The sequence below is a fragment of the Roseiflexus sp. RS-1 genome (assembly GCF_000016665.1).
In the GTDB taxonomy this organism is placed as follows: Bacteria; Chloroflexota; Chloroflexia; order Chloroflexales; family Roseiflexaceae; genus Roseiflexus.
Map to the genome: position 1 here is coordinate 226,635 of NC_009523.1, position 14,675 is coordinate 241,309.

Consider the following 14,675-nt stretch of genomic DNA (forward strand, 5'->3'; position numbering starts at 1 on the left):
ACCACTATGAGCGAACCTCTGATCCTCTGTGAAAATCTGGTCAAGATATACAAACTCGACGAGATCGAAATCGTCGCGCTCCAGGGACTCGACCTGACCGTGCAAACGGGAGAAGTGATGGCGCTCGTCGGTGCGAGCGGCAGCGGCAAAACGACCCTGCTCAATGTGCTTGGCGGGCTGGATCGCCCTTCTGCCGGAAAAGTCATCGTCGCCGGCAACGACCTGCTGAAACTCAGCGATGCGCAACTCGACCGCTATCGTCGCCAGTATGTCGGCTTTGTCTGGCAGCAGAAGGCGCGCAACCTGATCCCGTACCTGAACGTCGAGCAGAATGTCGAACTGCCGATGATCATGGCGGGCGTCAATGCGCGTGAGCGCCGCGAATGGGCAGGCGAACTGATCGATGCCGTCGGGTTGTCCCACCGTCGCCACCATCGCCTGGCGCAACTCTCCGGCGGCGAACAGCAACGGGTCGCGATTGCGATTGCGCTCGCCAACCGCCCGATGCTGCTGCTGGGGGACGAGCCGACCGGTGAACTCGATTCGCATACCGCCGAGACGATCTTTGAGATCTTCCATCAATTGAACCGCACCTACGGATTGACGGTCGTGATCGTCTCGCACGACCCGCAGATTGCGCGGTTCGTTGACCGCGTGGTAGCGATCCGCGACGGCAAGACCAGCAGCGAAACCCGGCGCGTCGAAGCCGAAGCGGTTGATCCGGTCAACGGCGACGGCGCCACACGCGACCATGTCTTCGAAGAACTGGTGATGCTCGACTCCGCCGGTCGATTACAGATCCCCAAAGAGATCCGCGAGCGCTACAATATCGGCGACCGTATTCGCATGGAAGAAACGCCTGAAGGTCTGGTGCTGCGACCGGTTGCAAGCGCAGCGCCGGCAATCAAACGGCTCGCCGGGCCGGACGAGCCGCCGCCGGAAAAACCGCGTGGCATCAAGAAGTGGATAAACCTGCTGCAACGCCGACGATGATGACAACTCCTTCTACCATACCCGCAGTGCGTGTCACCAATGTCACACGCGCATACACGGTCAACAATGAACAGGTGCTTGCCCTGCGCGGCGTCAGCCTGACGGTTGAAGAGGGCGCATTTATTGCGCTCATGGGGCGATCCGGTTCGGGCAAAACCACCCTGCTCAACATGATCGGCGGTCTCGACCAACCGAGCAGCGGGGAAGTCGCGCTCTACGGTCAGGTATTGAACGGGATGAACCAGGATCAGTTGACCCTTTTGCGCCGTGAGAAGATCGGGTTCATCTTTCAGTCATTCGCGCTCCTTCCCATTCTCTCGGCGTGGGAGAATGTCGAGATGCCGTTGCGCATCGCCGGGGTGCGTTCCAGGCGTGAGCGGCGGCAGCGCGCCGAGGCCGCCCTGGCGCTCGTGGGGCTTGAACGCTGGGCGACGCACCGCCCTGCCGAAATGTCCGGCGGGCAACAGCAGCGCGTCGCAATCGCCCGCGCCCTCGTCTCACGTCCGCGTCTCCTGCTGGCGGATGAACCGACCGGCGAACTCGACTCGACCACCGGGCGGAATCTGCTCACCCTGCTGCGCACCATCGTCCGCACCGAAGGCGTGACCCTGATCATGGCGACCCACGACCGGACGATCTTCGATTTCGCCGACGTTGTGTATCAGTTGCGCGATGGGCAGCTTGAACCTTGAAAATCCGAACTTGACCTTTGGATTTTCAAGGATTATAATCAGGTCATGCTTGTTCCAAGGCCCGCCGTTATCGCCCACATCAACCGTCAGATGGCGATCCATCCAATTGTTGCCCTGTTGGGTCCACGGCAATGCGGCAAGACCACCGTGGCACGGATGATCGCTGAGCAGCAACCGTCCACGTACTTCGATCTGGAAAATCCGGTGGACGTGCGTCGGCTCTCGGTGCCGCTGACCGTGCTTGAAGCGCTCACCGGCCTGGTCATCATCGATGAAGTACAGCGACAGCCCCCTTTGTTCGAGCTGCTCCGGGTGCTGGTAGACCGTCCGCACCATTCCGCTCGCTTTCTGATCTCAGGTTCTGCATCGCCCAATCTTGTTCGCAGCGTGTCGGAATCGCTGGCCGGGCGCATCGGGTTTGTTGATCTCTCCGGCTTCGACCTGGCCGAAGTCGGTCCTGCGCAACGTGATCGTCTGTGGCTCCGCGGCGGCTTCCCCAGGTCGTTCCTGGCTGACGATGACCGGAGCAGTCTGGCGTGGCGCGAGGCATTCATTCGCACCTTTCTGGAGCGGGACATCCCGCAACTGGGCATCACCATTCCCGCCGAAACCCTGCGGCGCTTCTGGACAATGATCGCCCACTACCATGGACAGATATGGAACGCTGCGGAGTTCGCCCGATCGTTGGGAACGTCCGAAGCCACCGCGCGTCGTTATCTGGACATTCTCGTTGGCGCATATATGGTGCGGCTGCTGCCTCCGTGGTTCGAGAACATCGGCAAGCGCCAGGTCAAATCGCCCAAGGTGTACATCCGCGACACTGGCATCCTGCACGGTTTGTTGGGGCTAGAGACGCTGGCAGAGGTCCAGTCCCATCCCAGGCTGGGCGCCTCGTGGGAGGGATTCGCTATCGAGCAGATCATCGGCTTGCTGGGCACACGCGATGCGTATTTCTGGGCCACTCACAGCGGCGCCGAACTCGATCTGCTGGTGCATCTGCGGGGCAGGCGGTATGGCTTCGAGATCAAATACGCCGACGCGCCCGGCGCCAGTCGTTCGATGCACGTGGCTCTGCACGATCTTGGGCTGGATCACCTCTGGATCATCTATCCGGGGAAGCAAGAATACGCCCTTGATGCCCGAATCACCGTCCTGCCCATGGAAGCGCTGCCTGACCTGGCGGCCACGTTGCGCTGAGCGCGGTGCAGCGCCTGAACCGGAAACGCCTTCCTCGCGTCGGACGCTCATTAATGATATGTATCAGTTGCGCAATGGGCGCATGGAACCCTGGAAATCCAATCACTGCAAAGAGATAACATTGAAGTAAAGGAGCCGCCATGCCCCGCCCCATGTTCACTGCCTGTTCCACCTGGGCTTTGCACGATGAACCTGGCGATGCCGTGCCGCTCGATGAAGCCATCGTTCTGCGCGCGCTCGATTCACTCGAACGCTGGCGCGATTTCGACGTTTTCCCGCAATATTTCAACATTGACTACGGCTGGACCGACCCTGAACTGGGCTACCGCCACTTCTACCGCGAACGCTGGCCAGACGGCCCCGACCGGGTGCTGAAGCGCATCCGCAAGATGGGCATGTTGCCGGGTCTGTGGTATCCCGTCAACAGCGGAGGCCTGCGCGTGCCGGGCTGGCAGGCCAGTCTGTCTGGCGACAACTGGAACTACTCCCTGCTCGACGGTCCCTACAGCCAGGACTTGAGCGACAGTCTGCTCTACGCCGCCGAAGTGTGGGGCGTGCGTTTCTTCAAGTTCGATTTTGCCAATTTCGCCGCTGCTGTGCCCGGCGACCCGCGCTCCTTCGAGACGCGCTACGCCCTGGGAGTGGAACGATTCGTAGAGATGGTAGCCCGGCTCAAGCGTTCTGTTCCCGAAGTCATCACCATTGCTCACTGCGGCTTTGCCCGGCAAGATTCTGTCGGACGGTTGGGACCCGGAATCCCGCCCCTGGCGGCCGACCCGGCCATGCTGGAAGTGATTGACGGCTTCTTCAGCGGCGACCCGCAGCCCGCCGACCTCCCCGCGACAGCGATTCACCGCAGTTCCGACCTGTATCAGGATATCATGGTTCGCGCCATGCTGGAATGCGGCTTTCCCCTGGCGCGCATCGAAGACCACGGGGCAATGTGCGGATTGACCAACACCTGCCACCGGCGCGGACGTGAAGGATTGCGCCGCAGTCACATCGCGCAACTGGCGCGCGGCGGACGGCGCGACCTGTTCTACGGCGACCCGTCCCTGCCCGCCGATGACGACCTGGCAGGCATGGCAGCCGCCCGCCGCCCGTTCATGGACGCCTGGAATCGTAACCTGGAATCCGCTCGGTCCCAGGCCGGGCGAAGGTCCCTGGCATGGCTGGATGACCGGCGGCAGACGGCGCGGACTGGTCTGGCTGGTCAACCCGCATTTGCATTTGTGCGTCATCCGCCTGCCCATCGTCAACCTGGCACATGCCCGGATATTGTTCTACGAAGGCGAGCGTCCCGCCCTGCAAACCCAGCCGGACGAACTGATTCTGGTCCTGGGTCCGGAACAGGCCGCCCTGATCGGGCTGGGGGCGTATGCTGCCCCGGAGTGGGTCCTGCCGCCCGATGAAACCACCCGGTTGCCGCGCCAGACCGAACTGCTCTCCCTGAACTGGCAGCCCACGCCCAATGGACTGACCGCCACGCTCCCCGCCAGCCTGCCTGCCGGCGCCGAATTGATGGTCATTGCCGCTATCCACGAAGGCGCACCGCATTTGCCCGGACCCTTCCCGGCCCTGCGAATCGGACATCAGGACGACAGGAACGGCGTGATCACCGAACTAGCGCCGCATCACCTGGTCAGCATAACGGTCGAGGGGCAGGCATGCGTTGCGCAGACGCCATCGGTCAGTGTGTGGAATGGCATCAGTTGGGTGCTGCGTCGCTTTGCCAGTCCTGCTGCTGGCGCCTCGATTTCCATCCAATCGAAACTCGACCCACCCCGCCGCATCCGTGCCGAAGCATGGGTGGTCACCTGGTAGAGCCTGGCGCAAAAAACTATAGCAATTCTCACAGAGGTTGAACCTTTTTGCAGGACTCAAGAATGTGTTTACGGTTCACTTCTTTGTTGCCGAATGGACTCTCCCAACTCGCGCACGCTCTTCTCCGTCAGCCAGGTTCGGCGGTCGCGGGTGTAAAGTTCCCAGTCTTCACCAGCCCCGCGTCCGCGGGGCTTCGTGCGCTCAGCGCGGGCGTTCACGTCCGCGCGGGCGCCGCCGGTTGGTCGAGATGGGTGGCAGAGCGCAGCGCGACCGATGCGACGCTATGGTTTCTGACCCATCATGACTGCACTCAGGCAGTCACAAGGGATTGACGCACCCTCCAAAAGTGACTACAATAGAATGCAGAAGGAACCATAAAAGGAACTCCCTATGGAAGAGATCGGCATTCGTGAACTCAAGGCGCGCGCTTCGGAAGTGGTGCGCGCCGTCAAAGAACGCCGCGCCCGCTACGTCATCACCCGGCGCGGACGCCCGGCAGCCCTCCTGGTACCGCTCGATGCCCTCCCGTCCCAGCCCGACCCCAGGGAAGTCTGGGCGCGGCTGGAACAGATTCGGGAAGAGTTGGGGAAAGGACGGCAGAGTGAGAAAAGCGCCGTAGAAATCCTCTCGGAGATGCGGCGATGAGCGGCGCCCTGACCATCGACGCCAGCGTTTTCGTCAACGCATTCAGTCCCACCGAAACCGGCAGCGAGCAGAGCTGGCGCTTTCTGTCACAACTCCTGGATGCAGGCGCCCCTGTCGTTGTTCCTACATTGATGCTGGTGGAAGTCGTCGCTTCACTGGCGCGCAAGCAAAACAACACTGCCCTGGCGTTGGAATGGATGGAGCGCATTCAGCAATTGGATCACCTCACCTTCGTCCCCCTGGATGACGACCTGGCGCAAGAAGCCGCCGAAATTGCCGCCGCTCATCGTTTGCGCGGCAGCGATGCGGTATACGCGGCGGTCGCGCGCCGTTCCGCCGCAACGCTGGTGACGCTGGATGCCGAACAGGCGCAGCGCGCGGCGCCCCTCATCCCTGTCCGCCTGCCCGCAGCGGATTGACCCTGCCGCTGACCGCCTCGCCCCAACTCCCGCTTCGTTCGCAAGGGACTGGCGTGTGAACAACCAGGCGAGAGGCGAGAGGGTCACCGTTGGAGTTCGCGTTCCGCGCAGCCGGGCTTCGCCCTGGCTAGCCGAGGGCTGATTGTAGCCGATAGCCGATAGCCGATGGTCGAGAGGGTCACCGTTGAAGTTCGCGTTCTGCGCAGGCGGGCTTTGCCTCACATAGCCGAGGGCTTATGGTCTTTGAACAAATAATCCGCTCGAGCCCGCGCAGGCGGGCTTCGCCCTGGCTAGCCGAGGGCTTCAGCCCCACGGCTAGCGCGGGATAGCGGAATAAATGCTCAATCTCCATAAGCGTCGGGCTGATGGCACGACGGGCGCTGCCGCGCCCGCACGTTGGGGGATGCGCACGCTCCGCGCCAGCCCCGCCGCCCCGCCCGACGCTGAAGCGTCGGGCTGATGGCACGACGGGCGCTGCCGCGCCCGCACGTTGGGGGATGCGCAGGCGGTGGAAGCAGCCCCGCGCCAGCGGGGCTTCGTGCGCTCAGCGCGGGCGTTCACGTCCGCGCGGGCGTGGCGCGCCCTGATGCATGCGCATGCAGCGGAACCAGCCCCGCCGCCCCGCCCGACGCTGAAGCGTCGGGCTGATGGCACGACGGGCGCTGCCGCGCCCGCACGTTGGGGGATGCGCAGGCGGTGGAAGCAGCCCCGCGCCCCGCCCGACGCTCATGGTCTTTGAACAAATAATCCGCTCGAGCCCGCGCAGGCGGGCTTCGCCCTGGCTAGCCGAGGGCTTCAGCCCCACGGCTAGCGCGGGATAGCGGAATAAATGCTCAATCTCCATCAGCCCGACGGCTAGCGCGGGATAGCGGAATAAATGCTCAATCTTCATTAGCAAGAGAAGATTTCCTGAGCGTCTACGACGAGAGTTGAAAGCGCCACTGTTTGGAAACAGTGGCGCCCAAAAAGCCGCAACCCTGCATGTTCATCGCAGACCACGTTCTGTTCAGCGCCGCTCCTCGTTGCGCCGTGGCGCAGCGCGCGGTCCGCGTGCGCCGAACGGTCCGGCTGAGTACTCCATCGTATGCCCGCGGTCGGCTGACAGCCCAACGCTGGGTTGCTGCGGTCCATCGCTCAGTGAGCGACCAACCTCCGCAGCCCGCAGTTCCTGCGCCTGCGCGAGCAGTTCCGGCGCCGGCTCGTGGTAGAACTCCAGCGCCTCGCCGTGCCGATCCACGCCGGTGGCGACCACCAGCACTTTACTGCCAGCCGGAATGCCGCCCGATGCGATCAGATCGGCGAGTGGCGCCTCGATCAGTTTCAGCAATTGCTGGCGGAGCGGGCGAGCGCCGAAGCGCGGCTCGAACCCCTTCCGCAGCACATATTCACGCGCTTCTTCGGTCAACGTCAGGTGAATGCCATGCCGCAGGTACTGCTCATTCGCCTCCTGCACCATCCGATCAAGCACCTGTCGCAGCACCTCGCTCGAGAGCGGACGAAACGCAATAATCTCATCGATGCGGTTGATCCACTCAGGTTGAAACACTTTCTGCAACGCCTCGAACCCGATCTGATAGATCTGCCGTCCTGTCGCCTCGACATCCTGACGTGACGTGCGAAAACCGATGGTGCGCTGGTCAAGAAAATCAACCATCTCCTTCGCCCCAACGTTGGTCGTCAAAATCACAATGCTATTACTGAACGACACCCGCCGTCCGCCGTTCAACAGCAGAATCTCGCCATCCTCCATGATCTGGAGCAGCAGATTCCACAACTCCGGTTGACCTTTTTCGATCTCGTCAAACAGGACGACGCTATTCTCCTGCTCGATGATGTCGGGATTCAGCAACGGCTTCTGGTCGCGCCCGACGTAGGACGGCGGCGCTCCAACCAGCGCCGACACTTCATGACCCTGTGAGAACAGCGAGCAGTCGATCTTAAGAAACGCCTCGCCATCGGGACGCAGCAGTTGCGCCAGCCGGCGCGCCATTGCCGTCTTGCCGACCCCGGTCGGTCCCAGGAACAGCAACGTCGCGCGTGGGCGGCGCGGATTACCCGCCGAAAACCCGAAACGCGCCCGGTTCAGCACCCGGATGACCGCTTCGATGGCGCGCTCCTGACCAAAAATGGTGTGACGCAGTTGCTTTTCCACAATATCAAGCGGATTCTTGTCGCCGCGGATCGCACGCTGCATGGTGGACGGTATCTGGTCCATAACAACCTCTCAATGAAACACCACGGACTATATTCCTGGGATCGATTATAGACAAGAGATCGGGCGCGTTTGTATGCAACATTGTGTCGGGTATGTTACGAAGATGTGATCATTATGCTGATACGTATCTTTCCCATGTGAGTTTAACCCTGGCATAACAGAACGTTAATGCTCATCGATTAGAGTTGAGATATGACGACAATACTCCTGGTCGAAGACGATAGCGTTCTTCTCGAGACGCTTTCGTACAATTTTGAGCGGGCAGGGTTTCAGGTCGCAACCGCCTCGGATGGTTTGACCGGGCTGGAAATGGCGCGTCGGACGCATCCCGATCTGATCATCCTGGATGTGATGCTGCCGGGACTGGATGGTTTTTCCGTCTGTCGCGCAGTGGCGAAAGAAACAACCGTTCCGATTGTTCTGCTGACGGCGCTGCACGACGAGGCGCACCGGATCGCCGGGCTGGAACTCGGCGCAATCGATTACGTGGTCAAGCCGTTCAGTATGGGTGAGTTGCTGGCGCGTGTACGCGCCATCCTGCGCTGGAATGAACGCCAGCGCCAAACCCCATCCTCGAATGTGCTATGCGTTGGTCCGGTGCAACTGGATCGCAACAGCCGACGCGTCTGGTACAAGGACCGCGAGATCGAACTCTCGCACAAAGAGTTCGATCTGCTCGCGTGCCTGATGCACAACGCCGGTGTCGCGCTTTCGCGCGACCTGTTGCTGGAGCGTGTCTGGGGCAGCGATTTTCTCGGTTCGAACCGGACAATCGATGTTCACGTGCGCTGGCTGCGCGAAAAACTGGAGCCTGATCCCGCCAATCCAACGCTGATCCGCACCGTGCGCGGCATCGGGTACTGCTTTCAGGACCCGGCAACAGACCCGCCAGGGCGTCGCATGCTGGAGGAGTCGGAGCCAGCATCCTGATTGCCGGTCGCTCAGCGGCGCGTGCGTTCTTTGAGGGCGCGCTCGATGTCGCGGCGCGCTTCACGGCGCGCGATGTCGTCGCGTTTGTCGTAGAGTTTCTTGCCGCGCGCCAGCCCGATTTCGACTTTTGCGCGCCGCCCGCGCAGATACAGCCGGAGCGGCACGAGCGTGTATCCCTGCCGTTCGACCTGCCCGGCAATGCGGGAAATCTCGCGTCGATGCAACAGCAACTTCCGCGGTCGCGTCGGCTCGTGGTTGAAGTACGCCCCGGATTGCTCGTAGGGCGCAATATGCACATCGTAGAGCCATGCCTCGCCATCGACGATGCGCACATAGCCGCCACGCAGGTTCACCTGCCCGGCGCGGATCGACTTGATCTCACTGCCGGTCAGCGCAATCCCCGCTTCATACGTCTCTTCGATGAAATAATCGTGGCGCGCCTTGCGATTGTCGGCAACCACGCGCTCAATATCGTTCCCCCGCGCCATAGCGGGACCTCGCTTCACATTCCGTACTCAACAATGTCCTGACATTATAGATGCCACCTGCACAATGCACAAACCGGGATGCGGCGTGTGCGCTCAGCGCGCCATCAGCGCGGCATTGATGGCATCGCGCAGGCGAAGCGCCGTCGTGCGCGCCGCCGCAGCAAAGTTCGTTCCGCGGTCGGCGTACAACACCGTGCGCGAGACGTTGATCATCATCAGGGGTTCATCGACCGCTGCGGCGGCGCGCACCGTTGTGTCCAGATCGCCACCCTGCGCCCCGATTCCCGGCACAAGCAGCAACATATCCGGGCAGGCGCGGCGAACCTCCGTGATCGCAGTCGGATGTGTTGCGCCGACCACCAGCCCTGTATTGCCGTGCATATTCCAGCGGTCGCGCGCCATCTCCGCAACCGCCAGATACAGCGGGCGTCCATCCGCCAGGCGCATATCCTGCAGATCGTGGCTGCCAGGGTTCGATGTTTTGCAGAGAATGAAACATCCCCGTTGGGAATGCCGCAAGAATGGTTCGAGCGCATCGCCTCCCAGATACGGATTCACCGTCACTGCATCGGCGTCGAGCACCTCAAAAGCGGCGCGCGCATACGCTTCCGCTGTGGAACCAATATCGCCGCGTTTGGCATCGAGAATGATCGGTGGCCCCGGGCGCAACCGGATGAGCCGTTCGAGCGCCGACCATCCGGCGGCGCCGAACGCCTCGAAAAAGGCAATATTGGGTTTGAACGCGCACACGAGATCCGATGTCGCGTCCATAATGGCAGCGCAAAAAGCGTACACCCCCTCCGCGTCCGCCGGCAGATGCACCGGCATCCGCATTGGCTCCGGGTCTAACCCAATGCACAACCAGCTCCGGTTGCGTCGGGCAGTCGCACAGACTGTTTCACGAAAGGTCATACCTTCACGCGGTTCTGCGAACCAATTGCCTCGCAAACGAGGTAGCGCAGCACTGACAGTGTAACAGTGTAACTGACAGTGTAACTCGCAATCATTATACTATCCGCATCGCATCTGACTATTGGCTATCGGCTATCGGCTATCGCCTATCAACTCAGGCGCGATGCGGACAGGCTCTGTGGATACTGTGGACAAAGTGTTTATAACAGTCGTGGATAAAGGGGTTGACTTTAACCACTTGCTAATGTATAGTAGCCGCAGAAACAACGGAGCGCCGTGTTCGCGTTCTGGTCAGGCAATGAAGTTGGGGGGCTTGGAGTCATTTACTCTTAGCCCCGTCTTGTTGCCAACTGTACATCGGCAGTATTGGACTATCGCACGATCGGCAGGGGCGACAGCCCGGCGTGATCGCAAATGAAATCAATGCAAGAAGGTAGACACATGGCCACCGAGATCGTGGAGCAGACACAACAGGCGTGGGCGCAAACCCTCGAGTATCTGCTGGAAATCGGGCGCACACGCGGGTTCCTTACCTACAACGAAATCCTTGAAGCGTTACCGCAACCTGAGCACCACATTGCTGATGTTGATCAACTCTATGCTTCCCTTCAAGCAGAGGGCATTCGCGTCGTCGAAACCCCGCTCGACATCCACGACAACGGTTCGACCGGCGACGATGAGTTGCTGGCGGATATGCCCGACCTGACCGATGTGGCGCTCGATGATCCGGTCCGCATGTATTTGCAGGAGATCGGTCAGGTTCCACTCCTGTCGGCGGAACAGGAAGTCATGCTGGCAAAGGCGATGGAAGCCGGTCACCGTGCGCGTCGCGCGCTCGAACGCGAAGAGTACAGCTCCTGGCAGGAGCGCGTGATGTACGAGCAGCAGGTCGCGCAGGGGAATGAGGCGCGCCAGCACCTGATCCAGGCCAACCTGCGACTGGTCGTTTCGATTGCCAAGAAGTACACATCGTATGGGCTGACGATGATGGACCTGGTGCAGGAGGGCAATATCGGTCTCATGCGCGCAGTCGAAAAGTTCGACTATACCAAAGGGCACAAATTCTCCACGTATGCCACATGGTGGATCCGCCAGGCGATCACCCGCGCCATCGCCGATCAGAGCCGCACCATTCGTCTGCCGGTGCATATGGGTGAGGCGATCAGCCAGGTGAAGCGTACCTCGCACAAACTCCAGCAGACGATGCAGCGCGAACCTACGCCGGAAGAGATCGCCGACGCAATGGGCATCAGTTCGACGAAGGTACGCCGCACGCTGGAGGCGTCGATGCACCCGCTCTCGCTCGAAATGCCGGTCGGGCAGGAAGGTGAAGGGCGGATGGGCGACTTTATCGAAGACGACCGGATCTCGACGCCGGCTGAGGCTGCTGCGGCTTCGATGTTGCGTGAGCAACTTGAAGAGGTGTTGCAGAAGCTGCCGGAGCGCGAGCGCAAGATTATTCAGTTGCGCTACGGCTTGAAAGATGGGCGGTATCGCACGCTTGAAGAGGTCGGCATGGAGTTTGGCATTACGCGCGAACGCATCCGCCAGATCGAAGCGGTGGCGCTTCGAAAATTGCGCCATCCGCACCTCGGTAAGAAGTTGCGCGGCTATCTCGATTGACGCGCTGTTGCGCTCGCCCCCTTGTCTCCTGGCGACAAGGGGGCTTCTTTGTTTGATGGCGCCGGGTCGCGTGCTCGTGCCCGACTCCTGGTATACTACCTGTGTAACCGTGCGTCATCCATCCGTCTTTGTGCCGCCATCGGCTATAATGCCGTTAACGCGCTGCGTTGCGGGCTGTTCGTCAACCTGCCTCACACGCGGGGGCGCTATCCCGGTGTGAGTTGGAATCGATTGTTTGTGCATCTGTAAGGAGACATACGTATGGCAACTCGACTGAGCGATGCCGAGATCGAAGAGCGCCTCGGCGATCTGACCGGATGGACACGCCAGGGCAACGAGATCCGGAAGACATTTCAACTTCCCTCGTTCCCTTCTGCAATTGCATTTGTTGTCAACGTCGCCTTTCTGGCTGAGGCTGCTGGACACCATCCCGATATCGATATTCGCTGGCGTAAGGTGACGCTAAGCCTGACCACCCACGACGCTGGCGGCTTAACGCAGAAGGACTTCGATCTGGCCACCCAGATCGATGAGATTATGTAGGCAGCGAGCGGTGTGGTTCAGACAGGTGTACCGGTGCGCATCGTCAATATCTGTTGCGACCCGTGCACGCAATGGAAGCCCGGCACAGTGATCCGCATCGTTCTCCGTCAGCATTGCTGCGAAGAGCGAGACAGACCGACGAAAGGTTGGGATGGCGCAACGCAGGTGGCGTTACCGGGTTCGTCAATTCGTCACCGCCCTGATCGCCAGTATTCGTCTGGACGAACGCGTCCTGCTCGTGTGCACGTTGAGCGATCCGCAGCTGCTGCTCTTTGAGCGTATGCCGCGGTTCGCTCAACGGCATAGCCTCGATGTCTATCACGCACTGGTGCGCGCCGGTCACACCGATCCACATCTGCTCCAGGCGGCGTTGTTGCACGATTGCGGAAAGGTTGATCCGAACGGTCGCACCATCCCCCTGATATACTATGCCATTATTGTGCTGCTGCAACAGTATGCTCCCGATCTGTACCAGCGCGCCGCGCGCAATGGTCGCGGTCTGCTCTACCCGTTCGCGCTTCACGCCACCCACGAGCAGCGCAGCGTCATCTACGCCCGGGCGGCAGGCAGTCATCCAGAGGTCGTGCAGATCCTGAGCGACTACGCCGAACGACGCGCAACGCCGTTCACCGACGCACTACGCGCTGCTGATGATACGAATTGAACGCCATGTTCGTCGATCATCTCGACTACACCATAACTCTGCCGGTATTCGAGGGTCCGCTCGAGCTGCTGCTGCGCCTGATCGAGCGCGAGGAACTGGATATTACCAGCGTGGCGCTTGCGCACGTCGCCGAACAGTACCTTGCTCATGTGCGTTCAATGGAAGCGCCGGATCCGGCGTCGCTCTCGGCATTTCTGGTTGTGGCAGCGCGTTTGCTGCTGTTGAAATCGCGGGCATTGCTGCCACAACCGCCAGCGACCGATGATGCGGCGCCAGACGACGATGACGACGCACTGGTGCGTCAGTTGCAGGATTATCAGCGCTTCCGCCGACTCGCTGCGCTGCTGCGCCTCTATGAAGGTCGTCGCATGTATCTGCGGCTTGCCCCGCCTCCGGCGCCCCGCGCCGCGTCGCTCGACCATACGGTCGCCGACCTGATTGCTGCCATACAACGCCGCATGCAGTTGATGCTGCCACTCGATCCGCCGCCTGTTGCGCTTCCCGCACCGAAGATCGTCACAGTCGGCGATATGGTTGAGCGCATTCGAGCGCTTCTATCGGAACGTTCCTGGATCGCATTTGAAGAAATCACCTCGCTGACCGCCCGACGCATAGAGATCATCGTCGCATTCTGGGCGGTGCTGGAAATGTGGAAACGCCGCGCGGTTACGGTCGAACAGACCGGTCTCTTTGGCGCGATTGTGATCCGCCACGGACCAGGGTTCGTTGCTGGTTGGGAGTTGGAGGTGGAGGGTTGAACCTTCAACGTTCAACCTTCAACGTTATCACCCCTCGCTCCTCCCGTCGTGGTCGCGCTTGAAATCGACAAAACGATACCCGATTCCGCGTTCGGTCAGAATGTACTTCGGGTTTGCCGGGTCCTCTTCGATCTTCTGGCGCAAATAGGTGACATAGAGCCGCAGGTAGTGCGTCTCATCGCGGTACTCCGGACCCCACACCTTGCTCAGGAGTTGCTCGTGGGTCATCACATACCCGGCATTCTGCACCAGGTGGTACAGCAACCGATACTCGGTCGGGCGCAGGTTCACCCGTTCGCCGTTCACCAGCACCTCGCGTCGGGCAAAGTCGATCTGAAGTCGGTCGTCTACCTTCACCAGGGTTTGCGGCGCTGGCGGCGGGGTATAGTGGCGCCGCAGCACGGCGCGAATGCGACTCACCAGTTCCCGGTGACTGAACGGCTTGCCGATATAATCATCGGCGCCCAATTCCAACCCTTTGATACGGTCCTCTTCATCGTCCTTAGCGGTCAGCACCAGCACCGGCACCGACGACGCCTGCCGCAGTCGGCGCAGGGTCTCGAAACCATCCATCACTGGCATCATAATGTCCAGCAACACGACATCGGGCATCTCGTCGCGCACCTTCTCCAGCGCCTCACGTCCGTTCGATGCGCTGATAACCCGACACCCCTCAAGCTCCAGATTCATGCGCATGAAATTGACCATGCGCGGCTCGTCATCAACGACGAGGATCAATTTGTCTTTGAGTTCTGACATATGTGTGAGTTCC

17 protein-coding genes are annotated in these 14,675 nt (G+C 60.9%); 13 read left to right on the forward strand and 4 right to left on the reverse strand.

Annotated elements, in window-relative coordinates:
- The first annotated feature begins 6 nt into the window (after nt 1-6).
- The 8 genes from ROSERS_RS00925 to ROSERS_RS27090 all read left to right on the forward strand — a co-directional run bounded on the left by ROSERS_RS00925 (nt 7) and on the right by ROSERS_RS27090 (nt 6,230).
- Nucleotides 7-993 carry an ATP-binding cassette domain-containing protein gene (locus ROSERS_RS00925; RefSeq protein WP_011954974.1) on the forward strand — a complete coding sequence of 329 codons (987 nt, stop codon included), beginning with the start codon at nt 7-9 and terminating at the stop codon, nt 991-993.
- Nucleotides 993-1,685 (forward strand): ABC transporter ATP-binding protein, encoded by a 693-nt coding sequence (locus ROSERS_RS00930; protein WP_041334542.1) that lies wholly within the window; start codon nt 993-995, stop codon nt 1,683-1,685. The genes ROSERS_RS00925 and ROSERS_RS00930 overlap by 1 nt, the downstream gene beginning before the upstream one ends.
- A 45-nt stretch (nt 1,686-1,730) precedes the next feature.
- Nucleotides 1,731-2,882, forward strand: coding sequence for an ATP-binding protein (locus ROSERS_RS00935; RefSeq protein ID WP_011954976.1), 1,152 nt, complete (start codon nt 1,731-1,733; stop codon nt 2,880-2,882).
- Between the two features lie 140 nt (nt 2,883-3,022).
- Nucleotides 3,023-4,294, forward strand: coding sequence for a hypothetical protein (locus ROSERS_RS00940; RefSeq protein WP_011954977.1), 1,272 nt, complete (start codon nt 3,023-3,025; stop codon nt 4,292-4,294).
- Nucleotides 4,295-4,304: 10 nt separating this feature from the next.
- Nucleotides 4,305-4,706, forward strand: a complete 402-nt coding sequence (locus ROSERS_RS00945; RefSeq protein ID WP_011954978.1) for a hypothetical protein — start codon at nt 4,305-4,307, stop codon at nt 4,704-4,706.
- Between the two features lie 390 nt (nt 4,707-5,096).
- The gene (locus ROSERS_RS00950) at nt 5,097-5,351 is read left to right on the forward strand and encodes a type II toxin-antitoxin system Phd/YefM family antitoxin (RefSeq protein WP_011954979.1); all 255 of its coding nucleotides are present in this window, start codon (nt 5,097-5,099) and stop codon (nt 5,349-5,351) included.
- The gene (locus ROSERS_RS00955; RefSeq protein ID WP_011954980.1) at nt 5,348-5,770 is read left to right on the forward strand and encodes a type II toxin-antitoxin system VapC family toxin; all 423 of its coding nucleotides are present in this window, start codon (nt 5,348-5,350) and stop codon (nt 5,768-5,770) included. The genes ROSERS_RS00950 and ROSERS_RS00955 overlap by 4 nt, the downstream gene beginning before the upstream one ends.
- 337 nt (nt 5,771-6,107) lie before the next feature.
- Complete coding sequence (locus tag ROSERS_RS27090; RefSeq protein WP_269626971.1) at nt 6,108-6,230, forward strand: hypothetical protein; 123 nt, start codon at nt 6,108-6,110, stop codon at nt 6,228-6,230.
- A 546-nt stretch (nt 6,231-6,776) separates the two neighbouring features.
- Here ROSERS_RS27090 and ROSERS_RS00965 read toward each other — a convergent pair.
- Nucleotides 6,777-7,985, reverse strand: a complete 1,209-nt coding sequence (locus ROSERS_RS00965) for an AAA family ATPase (RefSeq protein ID WP_011954982.1) — start codon at nt 7,983-7,985, stop codon at nt 6,777-6,779.
- Nucleotides 7,986-8,177: 192 nt separating this feature from the next.
- On the opposite strand from ROSERS_RS00965, the gene ROSERS_RS00970 reads away from it, so the two are divergent.
- Complete coding sequence (locus ROSERS_RS00970) at nt 8,178-8,915, forward strand: response regulator transcription factor (RefSeq protein WP_011954983.1); 738 nt, start codon at nt 8,178-8,180, stop codon at nt 8,913-8,915.
- Nucleotides 8,916-8,926: 11 nt separating this feature from the next.
- On the opposite strand, the gene smpB is transcribed toward ROSERS_RS00970, so the two are convergent.
- Nucleotides 8,927-9,403: an SsrA-binding protein SmpB gene (smpB, locus tag ROSERS_RS00975; RefSeq protein ID WP_011954984.1), complete on the reverse strand. Its 477-nt coding sequence runs from the start codon at nt 9,401-9,403 to the stop codon at nt 8,927-8,929.
- A 93-nt stretch (nt 9,404-9,496) separates the two neighbouring features.
- Nucleotides 9,497-10,315, reverse strand: a complete 819-nt coding sequence (gene pyrF / locus ROSERS_RS00980; RefSeq protein WP_011954985.1) for an orotidine-5'-phosphate decarboxylase — start codon at nt 10,313-10,315, stop codon at nt 9,497-9,499.
- A gap of 441 nt (nt 10,316-10,756) precedes the next feature.
- Between pyrF and rpoD the strand changes: the two genes are divergently transcribed.
- From rpoD to ROSERS_RS01000, 4 genes are all read left to right on the forward strand, one after another.
- Nucleotides 10,757-11,938, forward strand: a complete 1,182-nt coding sequence (rpoD, locus tag ROSERS_RS00985; RefSeq protein WP_049767448.1) for an RNA polymerase sigma factor RpoD — start codon at nt 10,757-10,759, stop codon at nt 11,936-11,938.
- A 261-nt stretch (nt 11,939-12,199) separates the two neighbouring features.
- The gene (locus tag ROSERS_RS00990; protein WP_011954987.1) at nt 12,200-12,481 is read left to right on the forward strand and encodes a 4a-hydroxytetrahydrobiopterin dehydratase; all 282 of its coding nucleotides are present in this window, start codon (nt 12,200-12,202) and stop codon (nt 12,479-12,481) included.
- A 151-nt stretch (nt 12,482-12,632) separates the two neighbouring features.
- On the forward strand, nt 12,633-13,145 hold the full coding sequence (locus ROSERS_RS00995; protein ID WP_011954988.1) for a hypothetical protein: 513 nt from the start codon (nt 12,633-12,635) through the stop codon (nt 13,143-13,145).
- Nucleotides 13,146-13,150: 5 nt separating this feature from the next.
- Nucleotides 13,151-13,903: a segregation and condensation protein A gene (locus tag ROSERS_RS01000; protein WP_011954989.1), complete on the forward strand. Its 753-nt coding sequence runs from the start codon at nt 13,151-13,153 to the stop codon at nt 13,901-13,903.
- Between the two features lie 27 nt (nt 13,904-13,930).
- Here ROSERS_RS01000 and ROSERS_RS01005 read toward each other — a convergent pair whose 3' ends face one another.
- Complete coding sequence (locus ROSERS_RS01005) at nt 13,931-14,662, reverse strand: response regulator transcription factor (protein WP_011954990.1); 732 nt, start codon at nt 14,660-14,662, stop codon at nt 13,931-13,933.
- Nucleotides 14,663-14,675: the final 13 nt, after the last annotated feature.

Bases quoted from the DNA above. Each gene is read 5' to 3' on its own strand.
- ROSERS_RS00925 (WP_011954974.1), top strand. From the start codon at position 7: ATGAGCGAACCTCTGATCCTCTGTGAAAATCTGGTCAAGATATACAAA.
- ROSERS_RS00930 (WP_041334542.1), top strand. From the start codon at position 993: ATGACAACTCCTTCTACCATACCCGCAGTGCGTGTCACCAATGTCACA.
- ROSERS_RS00935 (WP_011954976.1), top strand. From the start codon at position 1,731: ATGCTTGTTCCAAGGCCCGCCGTTATCGCCCACATCAACCGTCAGATG.
- ROSERS_RS00940 (WP_011954977.1), top strand. From the start codon at position 3,023: ATGCCCCGCCCCATGTTCACTGCCTGTTCCACCTGGGCTTTGCACGAT.
- ROSERS_RS00950 (WP_011954979.1), top strand. From the start codon at position 5,097: ATGGAAGAGATCGGCATTCGTGAACTCAAGGCGCGCGCTTCGGAAGTG.
- ROSERS_RS00955 (WP_011954980.1), top strand. From the start codon at position 5,348: ATGAGCGGCGCCCTGACCATCGACGCCAGCGTTTTCGTCAACGCATTC.
- ROSERS_RS27090 (WP_269626971.1), top strand. From the start codon at position 6,108: ATGCTCAATCTCCATAAGCGTCGGGCTGATGGCACGACGGGCGCTGCC.
- ROSERS_RS00965 (WP_011954982.1), bottom strand. From the start codon at position 7,985: ATGGACCAGATACCGTCCACCATGCAGCGTGCGATCCGCGGCGACAAG.
- ROSERS_RS00970 (WP_011954983.1), top strand. From the start codon at position 8,178: ATGACGACAATACTCCTGGTCGAAGACGATAGCGTTCTTCTCGAGACG.
- smpB (WP_011954984.1), bottom strand. From the start codon at position 9,403: ATGGCGCGGGGGAACGATATTGAGCGCGTGGTTGCCGACAATCGCAAG.
- pyrF (WP_011954985.1), bottom strand. From the start codon at position 10,315: ATGACCTTTCGTGAAACAGTCTGTGCGACTGCCCGACGCAACCGGAGC.
- rpoD (WP_049767448.1), top strand. From the start codon at position 10,757: ATGGCCACCGAGATCGTGGAGCAGACACAACAGGCGTGGGCGCAAACC.
- ROSERS_RS00990 (WP_011954987.1), top strand. From the start codon at position 12,200: ATGGCAACTCGACTGAGCGATGCCGAGATCGAAGAGCGCCTCGGCGAT.
- ROSERS_RS00995 (WP_011954988.1), top strand. From the start codon at position 12,633: ATGGCGCAACGCAGGTGGCGTTACCGGGTTCGTCAATTCGTCACCGCC.
- ROSERS_RS01000 (WP_011954989.1), top strand. From the start codon at position 13,151: ATGTTCGTCGATCATCTCGACTACACCATAACTCTGCCGGTATTCGAG.
- ROSERS_RS01005 (WP_011954990.1), bottom strand. From the start codon at position 14,662: ATGTCAGAACTCAAAGACAAATTGATCCTCGTCGTTGATGACGAGCCG.